Source organism: Psychrobacter sp. C 20.9 (assembly GCF_001921765.1).
GTDB classification, from domain to species: Bacteria; Pseudomonadota; Gammaproteobacteria; order Pseudomonadales; family Moraxellaceae; genus Psychrobacter; species Psychrobacter piscatorii_B.
On sequence record NZ_MRYC01000023.1, the window covers coordinates 26746 to 45354 of the forward strand.

16 protein-coding genes and 1 pseudogene are annotated in these 18609 nt (G+C 46.1%); 5 read left to right on the forward strand and 12 right to left on the reverse strand.

Translation table 11 applies throughout. From position 1 onward, the window contains the following. Nucleotides 1–7 precede the first annotated feature (7 nt). From BTW00_RS12660 to BTW00_RS12705, 10 genes are all read right to left on the reverse strand, one after another. Nucleotides 8–1501, reverse strand: a complete 1494-nt coding sequence (locus tag BTW00_RS12660; protein WP_083603657.1) for an alpha/beta fold hydrolase — start codon at nt 1499–1501, stop codon at nt 8–10. Between the two features lie 265 nt (nt 1502–1766). Continuing rightward, complete coding sequence (locus BTW00_RS12665) at nt 1767–3992, reverse strand: PhoX family phosphatase (protein WP_075107712.1); 2226 nt, start codon at nt 3990–3992, stop codon at nt 1767–1769. Between the two features lie 281 nt (nt 3993–4273). Then, a complete protein-coding gene (locus BTW00_RS12670) occupies nt 4274–4903 on the reverse strand; it encodes a fumarylacetoacetate hydrolase family protein (RefSeq protein WP_075107727.1) in 630 nt (209 codons plus the stop codon). A gap of 192 nt (nt 4904–5095) precedes the next feature. Beyond that, on the reverse strand, nt 5096–5821 hold the full coding sequence (locus BTW00_RS12675) for an ABC transporter permease (protein ID WP_075107713.1): 726 nt from the start codon (nt 5819–5821) through the stop codon (nt 5096–5098). A gap of 12 nt (nt 5822–5833) precedes the next feature. Then, the gene (locus BTW00_RS12680) at nt 5834–6568 is read right to left on the reverse strand and encodes an ABC transporter permease (protein ID WP_071002335.1); all 735 of its coding nucleotides are present in this window, start codon (nt 6566–6568) and stop codon (nt 5834–5836) included. Nucleotides 6569–7019: 451 nt separating this feature from the next. Next, nucleotides 7020–7976 carry an ABC transporter substrate-binding protein gene (locus tag BTW00_RS12685; protein WP_075107714.1) on the reverse strand — a complete coding sequence of 319 codons (957 nt, stop codon included), beginning with the start codon at nt 7974–7976 and terminating at the stop codon, nt 7020–7022. A gap of 68 nt (nt 7977–8044) precedes the next feature. Further along, nucleotides 8045–8950, reverse strand: a complete 906-nt coding sequence (locus tag BTW00_RS12690; protein ID WP_075107715.1) for a transporter substrate-binding domain-containing protein — start codon at nt 8948–8950, stop codon at nt 8045–8047. Nucleotides 8951–9081: 131 nt separating this feature from the next. Then, the gene (locus BTW00_RS12695; RefSeq protein WP_178379309.1) at nt 9082–9882 is read right to left on the reverse strand and encodes a transporter substrate-binding domain-containing protein; all 801 of its coding nucleotides are present in this window, start codon (nt 9880–9882) and stop codon (nt 9082–9084) included. A gap of 300 nt (nt 9883–10182) precedes the next feature. Further along, on the reverse strand, nt 10183–10980 hold the full coding sequence (locus BTW00_RS12700) for an ABC transporter ATP-binding protein (RefSeq protein WP_075107717.1): 798 nt from the start codon (nt 10978–10980) through the stop codon (nt 10183–10185). A gap of 338 nt (nt 10981–11318) precedes the next feature. After that, nucleotides 11319–11624, reverse strand: coding sequence for a hypothetical protein (locus BTW00_RS12705; protein ID WP_075107718.1), 306 nt, complete (start codon nt 11622–11624; stop codon nt 11319–11321). Between the two features lie 400 nt (nt 11625–12024). On the opposite strand from BTW00_RS12705, the gene BTW00_RS12710 reads away from it, so the two are divergent. The 5 genes and pseudogenes from BTW00_RS12710 (at nt 12025) to BTW00_RS12730 (ending at nt 16111) form a co-directional block, all read left to right on the forward strand. Beyond that, nucleotides 12025–13326, forward strand: coding sequence for a glutamate-5-semialdehyde dehydrogenase (locus BTW00_RS12710; protein WP_075107719.1), 1302 nt, complete (start codon nt 12025–12027; stop codon nt 13324–13326). Between the two features lie 122 nt (nt 13327–13448). Beyond that, nucleotides 13449–14201 carry a ribonuclease domain-containing protein gene (locus BTW00_RS12715; protein WP_075107720.1) on the forward strand — a complete coding sequence of 251 codons (753 nt, stop codon included), beginning with the start codon at nt 13449–13451 and terminating at the stop codon, nt 14199–14201. Between the two features lies 1 nt (nt 14202). Then, a complete protein-coding gene (locus BTW00_RS12720) occupies nt 14203–14607 on the forward strand; it encodes a barstar family protein (RefSeq protein ID WP_256714075.1) in 405 nt (134 codons plus the stop codon). A gap of 6 nt (nt 14608–14613) precedes the next feature. Continuing rightward, a pseudogene (locus BTW00_RS12725) lies at nt 14614–15246 on the forward strand (sodium/glutamate symporter); the annotation flags it as partial. A 166-nt stretch (nt 15247–15412) separates the two neighbouring features. Then, on the forward strand, nt 15413–16111 hold the full coding sequence (locus tag BTW00_RS12730; RefSeq protein ID WP_075107721.1) for a ZIP family metal transporter: 699 nt from the start codon (nt 15413–15415) through the stop codon (nt 16109–16111). A gap of 175 nt (nt 16112–16286) precedes the next feature. On the opposite strand, the gene BTW00_RS12735 is transcribed toward BTW00_RS12730, so the two are convergent. Both BTW00_RS12735 and glyA read right to left on the reverse strand, forming a co-directional pair. After that, nucleotides 16287–16745, reverse strand: coding sequence for a hypothetical protein (locus BTW00_RS12735; protein WP_075107722.1), 459 nt, complete (start codon nt 16743–16745; stop codon nt 16287–16289). 94 nt (nt 16746–16839) lie between these two features. Continuing rightward, nucleotides 16840–18096, reverse strand: coding sequence for a serine hydroxymethyltransferase (gene glyA / locus BTW00_RS12740; protein ID WP_075107723.1), 1257 nt, complete (start codon nt 18094–18096; stop codon nt 16840–16842). Between the last annotated feature and the right edge of the window lie 513 nt (nt 18097–18609).

Sequence of the window (18609 nt, forward strand, 5' to 3'; positions counted from 1 at the left end):
ACATTCACTATACCGCCACAGCCAAACTTCTAGGATAAGAATGTATGCGCGGACGTCCAGCATAGTCGCTTAGACCATTATCGAGCAGCCATTCAACGACTTGCTCACGCACTCGCCTGCTATGGATTAAGTTAAGATGATTGACGCCATAAAACACCGCTTTATGACCCTCTGGTACAAACAACGCATGCTCGGCATCATCTTCACCTAACGCGGATGCGACCGATACCAAGCTATCTCCTAGCAAATCCGTCATCTTAGATTCGTAATGTGTCTCAATCAATGCACTGGCGACAAAGTAAGTTTTGATACCACTTGGCAGGCGCGCAGGATGACGAAAGTGTTGTGGTAATACGCTGCGGCCTTCTAGCGCTTTCCAATCAGCATCACGAATACTGCCATGACGCAGATCAATAATACCCGCACTACGCATATCACCGAGCTTTGCAAGCGAGCCTGCAAATGGCAACTTGGCGATGATGTCTTGCACATAATTACCGATACGCTCAAGCACTGCCCCATGATGCGGTGAACCTAAGGTGATGAGATTGCCCACGCGCTTTATCCAATCTAGGCGCTCTTGCTCACCATAAAACAGCGCACTGCGCGCCACCAAGCCGCCCATGCTATGACCCACCAAATCTATCTGAGTAATATTTGGGTTATTATCGACCACGTCCTGTAGTAATTGAGAGAATTTACGACCGCTGCGTGAGATACGTCGACCTGTATTGTAATCTAAGTACAGAACGGTGGTATCAGGCTGGCTGATATGAATCGCCTCGCCCAGATCATTGCCTTCTTGCGACTGCCAGCTTAAGTGACTCATGCACAAGCCATGGCACAAAATAGCAATCCGCCCTGATAGCCGCTCACTTTGGGGCTTACCATCTTTGGTGTATAACATCATCGGAATTGCGAGCGCATTTTGATTGTTGACCAGATGATCACCCATGACACCATTGATGACGTTGACCAGCTTTTTTAGTGAGTCAGGTAGTGGCTGAGCTGTTTTTTGCACGATGAAGTTTTTGTATATGCGTAATACAGAGGCCAGATTGTTACCGACCATCAGCATGATATGGCGTATCGTGCCATAGATGCGCCCAGTGAAACCGCGCTGCCATTTGTTGAGATGCTTATCATTGAACCGACCTAAGGGACGCAAGATGACTTCACGGTGGATGGACTCCACAATCTCAGTGACCTCAACCACCCCCATAGTCGCAAGCTGTGCCAACCCTTCAAAAAAATCCGCCAAAGAGACAGGAGTTTTAGTCGTTTCCTCATTGTCTTCTGCGTCTGCCAATAATTTGACCAGCTCATCCATATCGATGGCTTCAAGTTGATCTATCTGCTCGTACAAATCACCATGCCGTGGCACGCTATCAGCTGAGAAAAAATGCGCATCAAGCTCATGGCGATTACGCGTATAACTGCTATCATTCTGAGCGCTACTGTCACTAACACGGTTGTTATAAAACAAATTTTGACTGCTCATAGTATTGGCACGTTTAGCGAAAGAGGGGTTTTTCTATACTATCCTTTAACAGTCGCAAATAGAAGCGAATGATTTAGTTTTAGCGTTCGTTTGTGACCAAAAGAGACGTATGGATGATGAACGGTATCTCTATTATTGTTAAAGCATTATCTAATATATGCACCAAAAGAAAAAATCCCAAGCCGAAACTTGGGATTTTTATTTAGTGAATACGCCTTTCTGCTACTTTTACTTTCTACTGATTCGTCATCTAGCGCTTACCGAGCTATGCCGGGCTGGCTGCCGACTCAAATGATTCCGCCAATATGACATCGCCGTCTTCTTTGGTAATCATAACCGTCGCTGAGCGCGGAGTACTACCGCCAGCGACCGCACCCCATGTATTACCTGGATGCTGAATGTTGATAAACAATGTTTTGAAATCTGGTGCCATGGTAATACCGGTGACTTCGCAGCCTTCAGGACCGACAAAGAAGCGTTTGATATTGTCGTTACTAGCCGGCATGCCAATGCGCGTTTGCTGTCCCGCTGATGTCGTGATGGTAGTACCATCGCTGACTTTGCCCGGTAATGCCGCAAGCAGCATACAGCTGGTAGTATCAGTATAAGCGCCGTCATCCGTCTGAATCCACAACACGCCACGTGGATCAAAATACAAACCATCAGGAGAAGACAAATCATTACTAGCACTTAACTGCGATAAATTTTCTGCGGATAAGTTACTTGGTGCACCAAACAGATAAATATCCCACTCAAAACTCGTTGCAGCATGGTCGCCACCGGCTTCTGCCCAGCGAATGATATGACCGTTGTCATTACCACTTGGTTGGCCATTGACTTGATAGCTACGCGGGTTAGCAGCTGATAAAGGTTGGTCATCACGCACACCGCGATATTTATTGTTGGTCAATGTCACATAGACATCGCCCGTCATAGGACTGACCGATACCCATTCTGGTCGATCCATCTTGGTGGCGCCAGCGGCATCGCCAGCAGCGCGAGCATAGACCAGCACTTCATCTTGGCTATTAAATGGTAACGAACTATTGAAGGCATCTAGTCCATTTTGACCTTGAACAAGTGCTTTCCACTCACCGCTGCCATCTTCATTAAATATGGCAACATATAGCGTACCATCATTCAGGTATTTGTCACCAGCTTTGAGCCCGCCACCGATATCCGCATTTGACCACATCGCTTTGGAGACGAACTTATAAATATACTCGCCACGCGCGTCATCACCCATATAAAATACCACAGGTTTGCCTTGCTTAACGGGTGCATAGGCACAGTTTTCATGGGCAAATCGACCCATGGCGGTACGTTTTTGCGGTGTAGAGTTTTGGTCAAACGGATCAATCTCAGTGATATAGCCAAAGGTATTGAAACCATTACGATAATCAGCAGCAGCACTAGCACCAACAGCAGTCATATCCCAACGTGAAAACTCGTCTGTGATGATGGCGTCTTTGGCGTCAGGCGTGTGCCATAGATATCTAGAGCCTGGAGAGTTTTCTGGTGCACCGTAACGCTCGCGACCATAGTTATCACTGGCGCTTAACTGACTGGCATCTTGTCCGCGTGCAAACACACCCAAGAAGTTCTCTTCTGTGGTCAGGTAAGTGCCCCAAGGTGACAAGCCTGCACCGCAGTTATTATTAATGCCGCGCGTCTGAAAACCTGTTGGGTCAAACTTGGTTTTGACCAAATCAGAGCCTGCCACAGGGCCTGCCAACTGTGCGGTCGTACTACTAGTGATACGTCGATTGTATTTGGAGTTTGGCACCATCTCATAGCCCATGCCATTTGCGCGGCGCTTCATCTCAACCACGGCCACACCATGGCAGTTGACTTCACGGCGCACATCGCTGGCAAGGCGGCGGCGTTGGAATAAAGGCGCAGCATCTTTATCTTCGATGACATAATAGCCAAACGGGCTTAGCTCCTCACTATTCACATATTCGTGATTCATAACCAGTAGGCCATTCTCTGAGGCTTTGGCATCATAGGCATTGCTGTTTTTGCCAAAGAACCACATGCCATCATGGTTATCGCCCATGCGCCATTCAAATGATTCTGCCGACTGCTCACGATTGTCTTTCCAGTCGTCAAGGCCAGGCATCAGCGGTGTGCCAAGCGGCAGTATCATCTCTGCCTTGTAACCTTCTGCCACCGTCATCGTCTCAGCAGTTGAGTGCGCTACGGCCTTAAACTTTAAGGTTTCAGGACGCTTCAAATCACCCTGCGCCGGAATAGCAGCATCATTGCCATCTTCGATAATAGGACTGCTGATATTGTCATCGTCATCACTACAACCAACCAAAGGTAGCGCGCCAAAAAACGCTGCTGCCGTCAACCCTGTACCACCTTTTAGAATACTACGGCGATTCAGACGGCGATTAATAACCGTCTGAAAATCAGTATTATTAGTAGGGTTTGAATCTTCAACGATTTCGTGAGCGAGCTCTAGTTCTTTATTCAATAATGTCATTATCAGTCACCTTGCTATTGGGCTAGATTGGCGGAGAGTGGGTCGCGGCGTCACATTACAACCACAAAAATACGAATTCCGCTTAAGTCTACTGACTCTTTATGACAGCACGCTGAACGATAGATGACAAACTCATGACAAATAACTGTACAAACAATTATTGAGATATATAAGTATTAAAAATTTTGAAAAATATATGAAGTCTAAAAAATAAAAGCCCCAAGCAGTGGCTCAGGGCTTTTTGATATTTATGACGACTAGTACTGGTTCATTTAGCAAGCTTACTGCACTTGTGTTACCCATTCATGAGCACCCAATGTTAGTTTGAGCTTATCGCCTGCTTGTAGTACACCCACACCGCTTGGTGTACCAGTCATAATCACATCACCCGCCTGTAAGCTAAAAGCGTGACTGATATTGACCAGCAGCTCGTAAACAGGGAACAGCATCAAAGCACTATCGCCATCTTGTACCAGCTTATCATTGATGGTGAGCTGATAATGGACATCGTGAAGATTGCCAAACGCTTGCGGGTCGATCCAGTCAGCAAGCACGCATGCCCCATCAAAACACTTGGCACGCTCCCATGGATGACCTTTTTCTTTAAGGGTGCTCTGCAAATCACGCAAGGTCAAATCCAGCCCCAACGTCACCCCGTCAATCGCCTGCTGTGCCTCTTCAATCGTTGCCATCGACAGGTCAGCTGACAGCTGAATACATAGCTCAGCCTCGTAATGCGTCCCGCCAAATATCTCTGGATTGGGGCGCACCACATCACTACGAATAGAGACCACTGAAGACGCTGGCTTCATAAACAGTATGGGCGATGACGGCACTTCATTGCCAAGCTCTTCTGCATGCGCCGCATAGTTACGACCCACACAGACGACTTTGCCAATAGAGCTACGCAGACGCTCATTGTGGTTATCAATGCTCTGTTCTTCATTGACACCAGCAGCAATGGCATTTGCTAATGACATATGTGGCGATTGGCTCATACTAGACTCTCCCTATTAATGATAAATATTTTTCAGCAATCCCTACTATATTGTCTACCGTCACCTTTATTGTCATCTTGGCGACCATTCATGACTAGTGACTCTCTACGGAATCGTGTTGGTCACCACATCTGGTGGCACATAGCTGGCGTGTCGGTTCATACGTTTTTCAAACAGTCTAAAGCTAAACAAGATAACCCATGACAGCACAAGATAAACGATACCGGCAGCAAAGAACAGCTCCATCAGCGTATAGGTACGCGCACTGATCGTACGAGCCACCCCCGTAATATCCATCAACGCGATGGTCGATGCGAGCGCACTGCCCTTTAGCATAAAGATAACTTCATTACTGTAGGCGGGTATCACAATACCAAACGCACGCGGCAACGTTACACGTGTCAGCTTCTGCCATTTTGACATACCAAGCGCATCGGCCGCCTCAAGCTCACCGACAGGTATCGTCTGAATCGCACCGCGTATAATCTCTGCCAGATATGCACTGGTATTTAGGGTAAAGGCAATGATGGCACACCAGTATGCTTGACTGAGCACCGGCTCCCATAAAAACGACTCACGCACCGCCCCGAACTGACCGAGACCATAATAAATCAGGAATATCTGCACCAGCAGCGGCGTACCGCGGAAAAAGAAAATATAAAGAAATGGCAATATCTGTACTAACCAGCTCTTCGACAAGCGCAGCAGCGCTAGAATCAAACCAAAAAACAATCCGACAATACCTGAGATCACGACCAGCTGTACAGTCAGTACCGCACCGCCCAGTAAATCAGGTATATGATCAAAAATGACCTGCCAATTCCAATCCATAGTATCTCTCCTCTATCCTATGGTCGATTGACTGTGAGTGGATTGACGGCTTATCTTTTTGGCATAGCGTGCCGCTGGATTGGCGCGCCACTCAAGCCACATCATAAAGCCAGTAATCAACATGGTCAGACCCAAATAAATAATCGCGGCTGCCATATAAAAGGTAAACGGCTGCTGTGTTGACTGCGCAGCACGCGACGACTGATACATAATATCTTTGAGACCCACGACCGACACCAGCGCAGTGTCTTTGAGCAGTACCAAAAATAAATTGCCCAAACCTGGCAATGCAATCTGCCATACTTGCGGCAACGTTATGCGATAAAAGGTCTGAAAAGGACGCATACCAATCGCTTGCGACGCTTCTCGTTGCCCTATCGGAATCTCTTGAATCGACATGCGAAAAATCTCAGTCGCATACGCCCCAAAAGCGATCGACAGCGCCATGACACCGCCCCAAAAAGCGCTAATCTCGACATAGTCGTTGTAGCCGAACTTTTTGAGGATGCTCATCAATAAGATTGAGCCGCCATAATAAATAAAGAGCACCAATAGCAACTCAGGAATACCGCGCATCGTCGCAGTATAGACAGTCGCAAGCTTACGCAGCAACCAGATATTGGACATCTTTGCGGTTGCGCCAAGCAAGCCTAAGGCCAGACCAATGATTAAACTGGTCACGGCAAGCTGTATGGTGACGGTAGCGCCGCTTAATAAAAGCGCGCCAAATCCTTGTAAGTCAAACACGATTATCCACTCAGTCTCTTTATATTAGCAATTTGCAAAATATGAGTTAAAAGAATCAGCATCAATAGCTGAACGCAGTCCATCACCGTATTTTATACCACCTTAATACAGATGGTCGTCGTCAAAAAAAAATGACGTCAGAGCAATACGATGCGCACCGCGATAATTGACACAGTAGAAATGAGCGCTGATTTTATCATATTCGCTCGCCGTGATGTTAATCCTGACGCGTAAAAGCTGTGTCTAAACCGTACTTAAACAGACACTTGGGCAAATACGCTTGAAACGAACTGACTAAATTTGAGTAAAGCGAATGGTGAATAACGATGACTATGCCACGACCATGCGATACGTTTATGGAATAATAAAAAAGGACATCACCATCATGGCAATATCCTTTTATTAATCAAAACAATATTTTTTGACTGCTATCTTTAACTACTGTTAGCTATTAACTAACGTTTTCTGTCGCTGGTTGCTTGCTAATATCTGCATCTGTATCTTCGCCTGTATTTGCGTCCTCATCAACTGTACTCGTTGCAGATACTGGCACCGCAAAGTACTTTTGATTGATTTTATCGTAAGTACCATTAGCCTTTATATTGGCTAAAGATTGATTGATCTTTGCTTGTAGCGGATCGCCTGGGCGTACTGCTATCGCAAAGTTATCATTGATATCAATCTCTTCACCTTTTAGTGCATATTTACTACCAGCAGGAGAGCTCAGCCATTCTATCGCAGGCAGCTTATCAGAAATCATCGCATCGACGCGGTTTGATCCTAGATCCAAAAACGCATTGCTCAGCGTATCATAAAGCTTCATGTCAGCTTTTGGATATGTGTCTTCGAACCACTGTGATGAGATGGTCGAGCGCTGTGCGGCAATCGAGTGAGCGTCGATGTCGCTTTGCTTACTAGGGTCAAAACTGCTGTCTTTTTTGGCCAAAAAAACCAAGGTATTGCTAAAGTATGGGTCGGTAAAGCTGACCTGCTCTAAACGCTCTGGCGTAACGGACATCGCCGCGACAATCGCATCATACTTACCGGCTTTTAGACCAGGAATAATACCGTCCCAATCTTGCGCCATAATCTCACAAGTCACCTGCATATCGGCACAGATGGCATTGGCTATCTCAACGTCAAAACCACCCAGTGTCCCATCCGCATTGGTATAGTTAAAAGGTGCATACGCCCCTTCCGTACCAATACGCAGTACGTCATCCTTAGTTGCCTTTGTTTCGGTCGTATCAGAACTGGTATCGGCCGCATTCTCTTGGCTATTGCTACAGCCAGCGACGGTAAAAATGGTCGCTAGCGTAAGTAATGGCACAGATAGACGGCTGCTCATCATAGCGCTAATAATAGATTTGCCAGTCGTAGCACGGACTGGAACACAGTGATTGCTCATGATCATCCTTGGGTTTTCTTGGGTAAACAACACTTTTCAAAATAACGGTCTATGCAGAAGACGTCGTCTTAGTTCGTTGCCGCTTCAGCTGGTGCGTCTTCTTCAACGACTATGACTTCATCGACGCCATCAGTCACGACTGCTTTTTGTGCCGCAGCGGTCGAGCTGGTACCAAAGTAACTGCCAGTGATTTGATCATAAGTGCCGTTGTCTTTTAGCTCAGCCAATGCCGCATTGAATTTGGCAACCAATGGATCGCCTTTACGGAAGGCTATACCCATCGCATCGTCATTGGTGCTGATCTCGTCACCTTTTACTTCATAGTCTTTGCCGGCGTCTGTTTTTAGCCAGTCAATACCAGTGACTTTATCAGACATCATACCGCGCACACGACCTGAGGTTAGATCTAAATAGGCATTGTCTTGAGTATCATATAGCTTGATATCAGCATCCGCGTGCTCGTCCTGTAGATACTGTGAGGCCACGGTAGAGCGCTGTGAAGCGATTGGTTGACCTTTTAGCGAATCGATGCTGATATCGTCGCCTTTTTTACCAATCAAGATGATACCACTATGGAAGTAAGGGTCACTGAAGTCGACCACTTCTTTACGTTCAGGGGTGATTGACATACCAGCGATGGCTGCATCAAATTTCTGTGCATTCAACCCTGGAATCAAACCATCCCAATCTTGAGAGATGACTTCACACTCAGCTTTCATTTGTGCGCATAATGCGTCAACCAACTCAATCTCGTAGCCGATCAGTTTGCCATCAGCATCGGTATAACTAAATGGCTTGTAGCTTGATTCTGTTGCGATTTTGATGTTCATAGGTGCTTCAGTCGCGGTGTCCGCGTCAGCGCTTTCTGCTGGTGCTGAGCTGTTGTTACAACCTGCCAGCAGTAGCATGGCGGCGCTAAGCGGTGCTAGCAACAATGCTTTTTTGCTCATTGATGATGTCATTGAAAGTGTCATACCTATTATTCCTTAATATAGTTACCAGCCATATCGTCACTTATTACGTGCTGCTTGATGCCTTATTGAGCGCCACTTACTCAGTACTTGTCAGTGGCGCGCGCGTATTCGCAGCAATCTTTAGTGAGTCATTATTGACCAAAGTTTTGCTGCTCAAGACGGGCAAGCTCACCGTTGCTACGGATCTCGCTCAATGCTTTATCAAATTCCGCTTTGAGTCCATCACCTTTACGCACGGCAATAGCAATATTGTCATCGTTATCAATCTCATCACCAACGATACCGAAGCCTTCTTTATTGTCAGCGAGCCATGATTTGGCAGAGACTTTTTCGGCCAATACTGCATCGCTACGACCAGACTTTAGATCCAAGTAGGCATTGTCGTAGTTGTCATATAGCTGAACGGTATTGCCATCTTTGCCTTCGTAGTTATCTTGTAGATAAGCGCCTGGCGTGGTAGAACGCTGTCCACCAAGCGTGACGTTTTGGATCGCCATTGGATCAAAGCTGCCATCAGTGTTGGTGAGCCATACCATGGTATTGGCAAAATACGGTTCGCTGAAATCGACTTTTTCTTGACGCTCAGCAGTGATTGACATACCTGCGATAACGGCATCATATTTTTGTGCCAATAGACCTGGGATAATACCGTCCCAATCCTGCGCTACGATTTCACAGTTGGCTTGCATCTGCTCACACAAGGCATTGGCAACATCGACATCAAAACCGCTCAAGCTACCATCAGCATTGGTATAGTTAAACGGAGGGTAAGCGCCTTCGGTTGCAATGCGGATGGTTTTGCCAGTCGTTTCTGCGGCAGGTGCATCGGCATTGGCTTCGGTAGTTTCATCGGCAGGTTGGCTACAAGCGCTTAGCATGAGCGCAGCAGAGACGGTCATCGATGACCACAATAGACGAGCGTTCGACATCATATGTTCCTTAAATTCTGATGGGTATGGATATGGGGTTCTGATACTTTGTTCTCTGACGTCCCTGACAGACAAGCAATATAGATAGCAGAATAATGGACAGCCGTTAAAATTGACCGACTATAAACATTTTGATAATACCTGAGTAAAAAATCAAAAACAAACGTTTTGCATACTTGCAGTGACTATCGAGTAATGAAGGATAAACAATAGTTACGCTATAGTGATTTTTCGTTTGATAGGATTCGATGGCGGTAGAGCCGGTAGGGCTTTACCACTATCTGATTTCTGATTTGGACAGGATTAGTGCGGACGATGCGAGGCCATAAAATCTTTGACGCGCTCGGAGGTAGGATTGTCAAAAACTTGCTCAGGTGTGCCGATCTCCTCAACCACCCCTTGGTGCAAGAAGACCACTTTGCTTGATACTTCACGGGCAAAGCGCATTTCATGAGTGACGATCAGCATGGTACGCCCTTCTTCCGCCAGTTCTCGCATCACAGCCAGTACTTCATTGACCAGCTCAGGATCTAGCGCCGAGGTTGGCTCATCAAACAAAAGCACTTGCGGCTGCATGGCAAGTGCGCGAGCGATGGCCACGCGCTGACGCTGACCACCAGACAAGTTCGCTGGATAGGCGTCTTTTTTATCGAGCAAACCGACTTTGTCGAGCAGTTGTTCAGCATCGCTAATCGCTTGGGCTTTTTTGATCTTGAGAACCTGCGTTGGCCCCTCAATGATGTTTTGCAAAATCGTCTTATGTGGCCACAAATTAAAGTTTTGGAAGACGAACCCAACGCGAGCGCGCAAGCTTTCTAACTGCTTCACATCCGCCGCTTGCAGCTCACCTGATCTGGCAGGTTTTAGCATCAGCTCTTCGTTACCGATCAGGATACGACCTTGATTGGGATTTTCGAGCAAGTTAATACAGCGCAGCAATGTCGATTTACCTGAGCCAGATGAGCCCAAAATAGAGATGACATCACCATCATAGGCCGTCAGAGACACTCCCTTGAGCACCTCTAATGAGCCATAACTTTTATGGATGTCTTGTAAGTCTAGGGCGATAGGCCGAGTTGGTTTTTTTGCAGTATCAAGCATGGTTCAGCAGACTTCCAATAAATATGAGTGAAAACACGAATAAAAATAAATAAGAGCCGTATATATAGTATAAGTATCTATAGCATTATTATGCTAATGCTACGCCTGAGCAGGCCAAGAGAAAAATGCCATATTGTCTCTTATTACACAGTAAAAAGGCAAATCTTGTGTTTAACCAGTCAGTTAATCAGTACTGGATAACTGACTGGCACAAAAAAGCCCAGACCATATTTATCGCTCTGGGCTTTATTTTATCACTTTCGCGTGCCAGACGTTGTTTTATCTGATAATGCTATATTGACCAACACACTATCATAGCGTTTGGCGCGCCATAAAACTTAGTACGTCGATACATGCTCTGAATCTTCCGTACCATCCAGTACTTCTGCCTCATCAGCGGTTGCCACAGCCACATCATCCCCTGTACTGACAGCCATGCTATCATCAGCGGTAGCAACGGCGATATCGTCAGAGCTACTCGCAGTTGCGGTTGCATTCTCTTCAACGCTGGTTTGGGCGTCAACGCTTGTATCCGCTTGCGTCTCCATTGGTGTCTCATCTTTACTACAAGCACTTAGCGCAAGCATCCCTGCAACCAAGCCAACCGTCATCCAGTTTTTGTATGTCATGTTTTTAGTCGTCATCGTTATTCTCCATTACTTGTCATATGATTCAGCGTCATTTATTGATAGTGCCGTTTTCTTAGTGCCTACTATACTGATGATACATCGCAGCTACCTTAGTATTTACAGCGCAGTTCTGTTAAAGGCACGTAAACACAGCTCACAAAATATTTGAAGCAACCCTTTTTAGACACTAGGAAACAAGCTTTAAAACAACCCTTTGTAAAGTCACTTTAATGCTTTGTAAAGCGGGTTCTGTTCACAAAATCATCTTTACTATCGCCGCAATCTCCTCTATGTTAAATAGCATAATGACCTATGGACCGCTAAATAGGCATTCAAAACTGATTTTTTGCTAAATTTTCGCCTTTTTAGGCGCTTTTATTTATATAAAACTGATATCACATAAGGAGAATAATTGATGAGTCAAGCAAATACGACGGATATTACCACCTACATGCAGTCTGTTGGCAAGCAAGCCAGAGCCGCTTCTCGTGCGCTCGCGGCAGCCAACACAGGCGACAAAAACTCAGCACTCATGGCCATTCATGATGAGCTAGTCAATGCCAAGCCAGATATTTTGGCAGCCAATAAAATCGATATGGACAACGGTCACAAAAACGAGCTTGATAGCGCTCTGCTCGATCGCTTGGAATTAAACGAAGCACGATTCAACGCTATGCTCCAAGGCCTAAAAGACGTGGCGAGCCTGCCTGATCCAATCGGCGAAGTGACGGATATGACTTATCAGCCATCAGGGATTCATTTGGGCAAAATGCGTGTGCCACTGGGCGTCGTTGGCATGATTTATGAATCGCGTCCTAACGTAACCTTAGAAGCTGCTTCACTGGCACTAAAATCAGGCAACGCCATCATCTTACGCGGTGGCTCTGAAGCGTTTGAATCCAATCAAGCGATTGCCAAATGCATCATAAAAGGCCTTGGCCACACGGATCTCTCTGAGCACAGCGTGCAGGTATTGCAAACGACCGATCGAGCTGCTGTTGGTGAGCTGATCACCATGACTGAATATGTAGATGTCATCGTACCGCGTGGCGGCAAAGGTCTGATTGAGCGTATTAGCAACGACGCCTGCGTCCCTGTGATCAAGCATCTAGATGGTAACTGCCATACCTTTATCGATAGCGATGCGGATCCTGAGATTGCCATCAAAGTCAGTGTCAATGCCAAAACCCATCGTTATGGTACGTGCAACACGATGGAAACGCTGCTGATTGATGCCTCTATCGCCAAAGATTTACTGCCCAAGATTGCCACCGCCATTATCGAGGCCGATGATGCCATGCAACTGCGTGTTGACGAAAGTGCTGAGAGTATCTTGGCCGATGTGATCACCTTAAACGGTCACTTGTCTGCTGCTACCTCTGAGGACTGGGATACAGAATATCTTGCCCCTATTCTTGCGGTCAAAGTCGTCGACGGTATCGATGAGGCGATTGAACATATCAATACACATGGCAGCCATCATACCGATGTCATCATCACGGACAACTATACCAAATCGCAACGCTTCATTCGTGAAGTGGACTCAGCGAGCGTCATGATTAACGCCTCTAGCCGTTTTGCTGATGGCTTTGAATATGGTCTTGGTGCTGAGATTGGCATCTCAACGGACAAAATCCATGCGCGCGGCCCAGTGGGTCTTGAAGGTTTGACCTCGCAAAAATGGATCGTCTATGGTCATGGTGAAGTACGTGCATAACTAAATCTGTATTCATGATTGAATCGAGAGTTTGAGAACGTCGGCCATTGTGCTGGCGTTTTTTTATGATAATCATAGCTATCTATATTACGGATATCTAAACAATAAGGAGCGGTGCCACCATGCAAAGCGGCAAGATTAAACATTGGAATCACGAAAAAGGCTATGGCTTTATCGATGTCGATAATCAAGATGAGGACGTGTTTTTTCATATTAGCAAAGTAAGTTTGGCGGAGCCGATAGCGGTTGGTCGACGTGTCTATTTCACGAGTAGTCGTAATGATAAAAACCAATTGCGTGCCACCAAAGTGACGTCAGCCATACTCAGCATTGAACCAGATACTGCACCAAATACACCAAGGCAGATGCCCAATAATAGCAAACGAGATAATCACAGCCGCCTCTCAAATCGCAACCATCAAAACACTCGTCAAAATAGCTCTCGCAACAAGAGAAGCCTAGGCAGTACCCTATTTAGCCTCATTGCCATTATCGCTGTCGCTGTCTACTTCTTTGGTGATTTAGGCTCGACGTTATCTCAATATACGTCTGACAATACCAGTCAAGTCGCCACAACTGACACAACTGATACAACGACCACTAGCATCACGGGCGATGCACAAGTCGATAAGACGATTGCGCTGATTCAACAAGGTGGGCCATACCCTTATCCCAATAAAGATGGTACAACGTTTTATAACCGTGAAGGCAGACTACCCGCCCAGTCGCAAGGCTACTACCGCGAATACACCGTACCCACCCCTGGCGTCTCACATCGCGGTGCGCGGCGTATCGTCACAGGTGGTCGCCCGCCCACTGTTTATTACTTAACCGTCGATCACTATGACAGTTTTCAAAAGCTAGAGGTGCACTAACATGAAACAAGCGAATATGAAACAAGAAGCCATGAATCAGAAAGATACGAGCCAAGCCATCCACTATGTCAGTCAAGACCCCATTAACCAAAACGGTACAGCGCTATCTGCCGTCATTCCTACTCAGGCTGTTACCATACCCGCGTGTGACACACTGGACAAAACCACGCTATTGACGAGTCTGGCGCGTGCCTGCCACTTCCCCAGCTATTTCTCACACAATTGGGACAGTGCATGGGACTGTCTGACAGACAGCGATGTGCGGCACTTAGTGCTTGATTTGACGGTAATAAAAAAGATAAACACCGAAGACTTCAATATCTTTAAAAGCATTATCGAAGATGCTTATAGCGACTTTGGTAAGCCGCAACTGTGGATTATTGTGCCTTTTGAGAATGACACTTAGCGGTGGAAGAGTGACGAGGAGACTGCAGGGAGCAATAAAGACATCTTTGAAAGACCCGATAGCATGCGCTTTATCACAGCATCCTCTACTATCGAGACATTAGCGCTATTTGCAGGGGCATTGGCTTTTGCCGATGGGATGACGCTCGTGGCTGAGGGCACATGGTTTGAGCTACCGACGTTCGTCTGGGCACTGGCAGGCGGCGTCATCATACGCAATATATTAACGATGGTCTTCAATTTTGAGATGTTTGATCGCTCGATTGATGTATTTGGTAATGCGTCTTTGAGTCTGTTTTTGGCAATGGCGTTACTGTCATTGAAGCTGTGGCAGTTGACGGATTTGGCAGGGCCTGTATTGGTCATATTGATCGTACAGACCATCATCATGATTATCTACGTCTACCTCATTACCTTTAAAGTCATGGGCAAAGACTATGACGCGGCAGTACTCTCAGCAGGACATTGCGGTTTTGGTATGGGAGCTACCCCGACAGCGATTGCCAATATGCAAGCAGTCACGGATCGCTATCTTCCCTCGCCGAAAGCCTTCTTAATCGTGCCAATGGTTGGTGCGTTCTTTGTCGATATCGTCAATGCCACGATATTGCAAATATTCACCAAGTTGCCGTTTATGTAATACTACGTCTGAGCGTATTTAAACCGTGATTAATCTCGAGGAGATTGCATGGGTCACATCGTGTGATAGCATTATTATCAAATACGATGTGATCTCACCGCCATTCATCGTATCAATAGACATTACTCAGAATTATTAAAACTTATTAAAAGTATCGAGGCATTTTATGTTGGTATTTGCCATTATTCTTGTGGTTTCAGGCGCACTCATTATTGGTGCATTATGGGGTCTATACGGCTACATGCCTGACTGGATACAAGGCAATCTGCTTGCGCTGGCAGGTGGTGCGCTCATGAGCACAGTGGTACTTGAGATGATTCAACCTGCGATTGGCGAGAGTGGTTTGTGGACGACTGTCGCCTTTACCGTGTTAGGCGCAGTGGTCTTTACGGGTATTGACTATCTGATTGATGAAAAAATGCAAAACAAAGGCGGGGCAGGTTTGCTTGCCGCTATTACGCTTGATGGTATCCCAGAAAACTTAGCGCTTGGCGTCGCGCTGATTGGTGGTAACGCTTTACAAGTCGCGGCACTAGCAGGGTCTATTTTATTATCAAATCTCCCAGAAGCCGCAGGCGGTGCCAAACAAATGCGCGATGGTGGTAGCAGTCACAAAAAAATACTCATGCTATGGATTGGTGCAGCTATTTTATTATCATTAGCAGCTATTATTGGCAAAACGCTTCTCAAAGATGTCGATGATGCAGTAATTAGTGCAATTGACTGTTTTGCCGCAGGGGCGGTGATTGCTTCATTAGCGACAGAAGTTTTTCCGTCTGCATTTAAAGATGGCAACCATTGGGCGGGTATCAGCACTGCTATTGGTTTGGTGCTGGCATTAGGACTCAATCAACTCGGTGGCTGAGGTTCTAAATATTCGTAGGGTTTAAATTTGCCCCTTATTGCATGAGCATGCTCTTATCGCACAATTATTTGAATGAATAAAACCGCCCAGCAATAATTTTGGGCGGTTTTTATTTATCTGACATTCGGTTCAAATATGTCTAGGTGCGGCGTCATGCAGCAACATGATCGACTCACTAAAGCGTAAACCCAATCACGTTGAGCTTGTTCTCTTCTGCAAACTTAAACAACTCGTGAACGTGATTTAAATTCTCACGAAACGTATTCAAACCTTCTTGGCTCTCTGCTTCGTGGTAGCCGATATCGTGTACCAATTTTTTTAAGTCTGTCGCGGCAAACGCTTTGACGATCTCAGGTACGACGGCCACATTGTATAATAAACCGTCATGCTGCTCATGCAGCGGGGTGCTATTGTTTGCCAAAAACAACAAATCGCACAAGGCATAATGCCCCTCTCCCAATAACTCAACCAGTTCTTCCGTATAATTTTCAAGAGACGCTTGTCTCACATCTAAGTATTGGTTATCGCGATTTTCTCTTAGCTCATCCAGTGTCATATCACCAACAAGTATGCTGGTTAAATTTTCCTCGCGAACACTACAAAAGCAAAACGACATAGTTGTTGAAATAGACATCGTATCTTCCTTAACTGTGATTAAAAATAAAAACCGCCTAGCAAACGCTAAGCGGTTTTTTGTTATACAACTCTCAAATAGAGTCAGTTAATACTTACTGGTTTTTTTCGTACACTGGTAGCTCTTTGCAGATTGCTTCTACCTTACCGCGTACTTCAGCTGCAACCGCTTCATCACCGCGGCTGTCTAGCACGTCACAGATCCAGCCTGCCAAATCAGCTGCTTGCGCTTCGTTGAAGCCGCGAGTCGTAATCGCTGGCGTACCGATACGGATACCAGAGGTGACGAATGGTGATTTTGGATCGTTTGGTACGGCGTTTTTGTTCACAGTGATGTGTGCATCACCAAGCCATTTGTCGGCTTCTTTACCAGTCATTTCTTGCTTCACTAGGCTGATCAGCATGAGATGGTTTTCAGTACCACCAGAGATGATTTCATAGCCACGCTCTTGAATGACTTTTGCCATGGCTTGTGCGTTTTTCACGACTTGCTGCTGATAGGTTTTGAAGTTGTCTTCTAGCGCTTCTTTAAAGCAAACCGCTTTTGCCGCGATGACGTGCATGAGCGGGCCACCTTGGTTGCCTGGGAATACGGCAGAGTTTAGCTTTTTAGCAAGTTTCTCATCACGCGACAAGATCATACCTGAACGCGGGCCACGTAGGGTTTTGTGCGTGGTGGTGGTGGCCACATCCGCGAAAGGTATTGGGCTTGGATAGACGCCGCCCGCAACAAGACCAGCAACGTGTGCCATATCTACTAGTAGATACGCGCCTACTTCGTCAGCGATGTCACGGAAACGCTGCCAATCAACGACTTGTGAATACGCTGAGAAACCTGCAATGATCATTTTTGGCTTGTGCTCACGCGCTAGGGCTTCTACTTGATCATAGTCAATAAGGCCAGTGCCATCGACCAATCCGTACTGTACGGCATTGTAGTTCAGACCTGAGAAGTTGATGTGCGCGCCATGCGTCAAGTGACCACCAGCGTCTAGACTCATGCCAAGTACCGTGTCATTGGCTTCTAGCAACGCTAAAAATACAGCAGAGTTTGCTTGGCTGCCTGAATGTGGCTGGACGTTGACATACTCAGCACCGAACAGCTCTTTTGCACGGTCAATGGCCAATTGTTCAATGACATCGACATGCTCACAGCCACCATAATAACGCTTACCAGGATAGCCTTCAGCGTATTTGTTGGTCAAATCAGTGCCTTGCGCTTCCATCACTGCTTGTGAGCAGTAGTTTTCAGAGGCAATCAACTCGATGTGATTTTCTTGACGAACGCTTTCTGCAGCCATCGCTTCAGCAAGGGTCGGATCAAACTCTTTGATAGAAATGTCTTTAAACATAATAATGTCCTAAGTAGTGACTGTCATTGAAAAAGTATCATTAAAAAGAAGCTGATAGCTTGCCCACAATCAAACGAACACTGCATCGACGTTGCTCAAAGTATGCTAGGTACTTGTGCACGCTGCTCTTTTGCCAGCTGTTTTATGGTACGACCATGATTGTGAATGGCGACTATCAGTAAAAATTAACATAAGAATAAACACAGGCAGTTGGCCTGCATTAACTTGACCGATCCGTCAATAAAATCGATATACAGCGGCATCGATAGCATTGCGAAAGCGTAAGTGTAACATGAAAAATTGTGCGATGAGCGCAAAAAAGCCTACCTGAAGATGAGCAAATTAAATGGCGATATAACACAGATAAATAGCCAATTAAATAGGGCGTGTTGAACATTCGACCATGGCACTGACAGCGACTATTTTTTAGGCGATTCGATGTTAAAAATAATAAGTTTAGTCATTCTAAGCGCTTATTTTTAACGATGAAGCGGCAAAAAAGAGTCCTGTCCC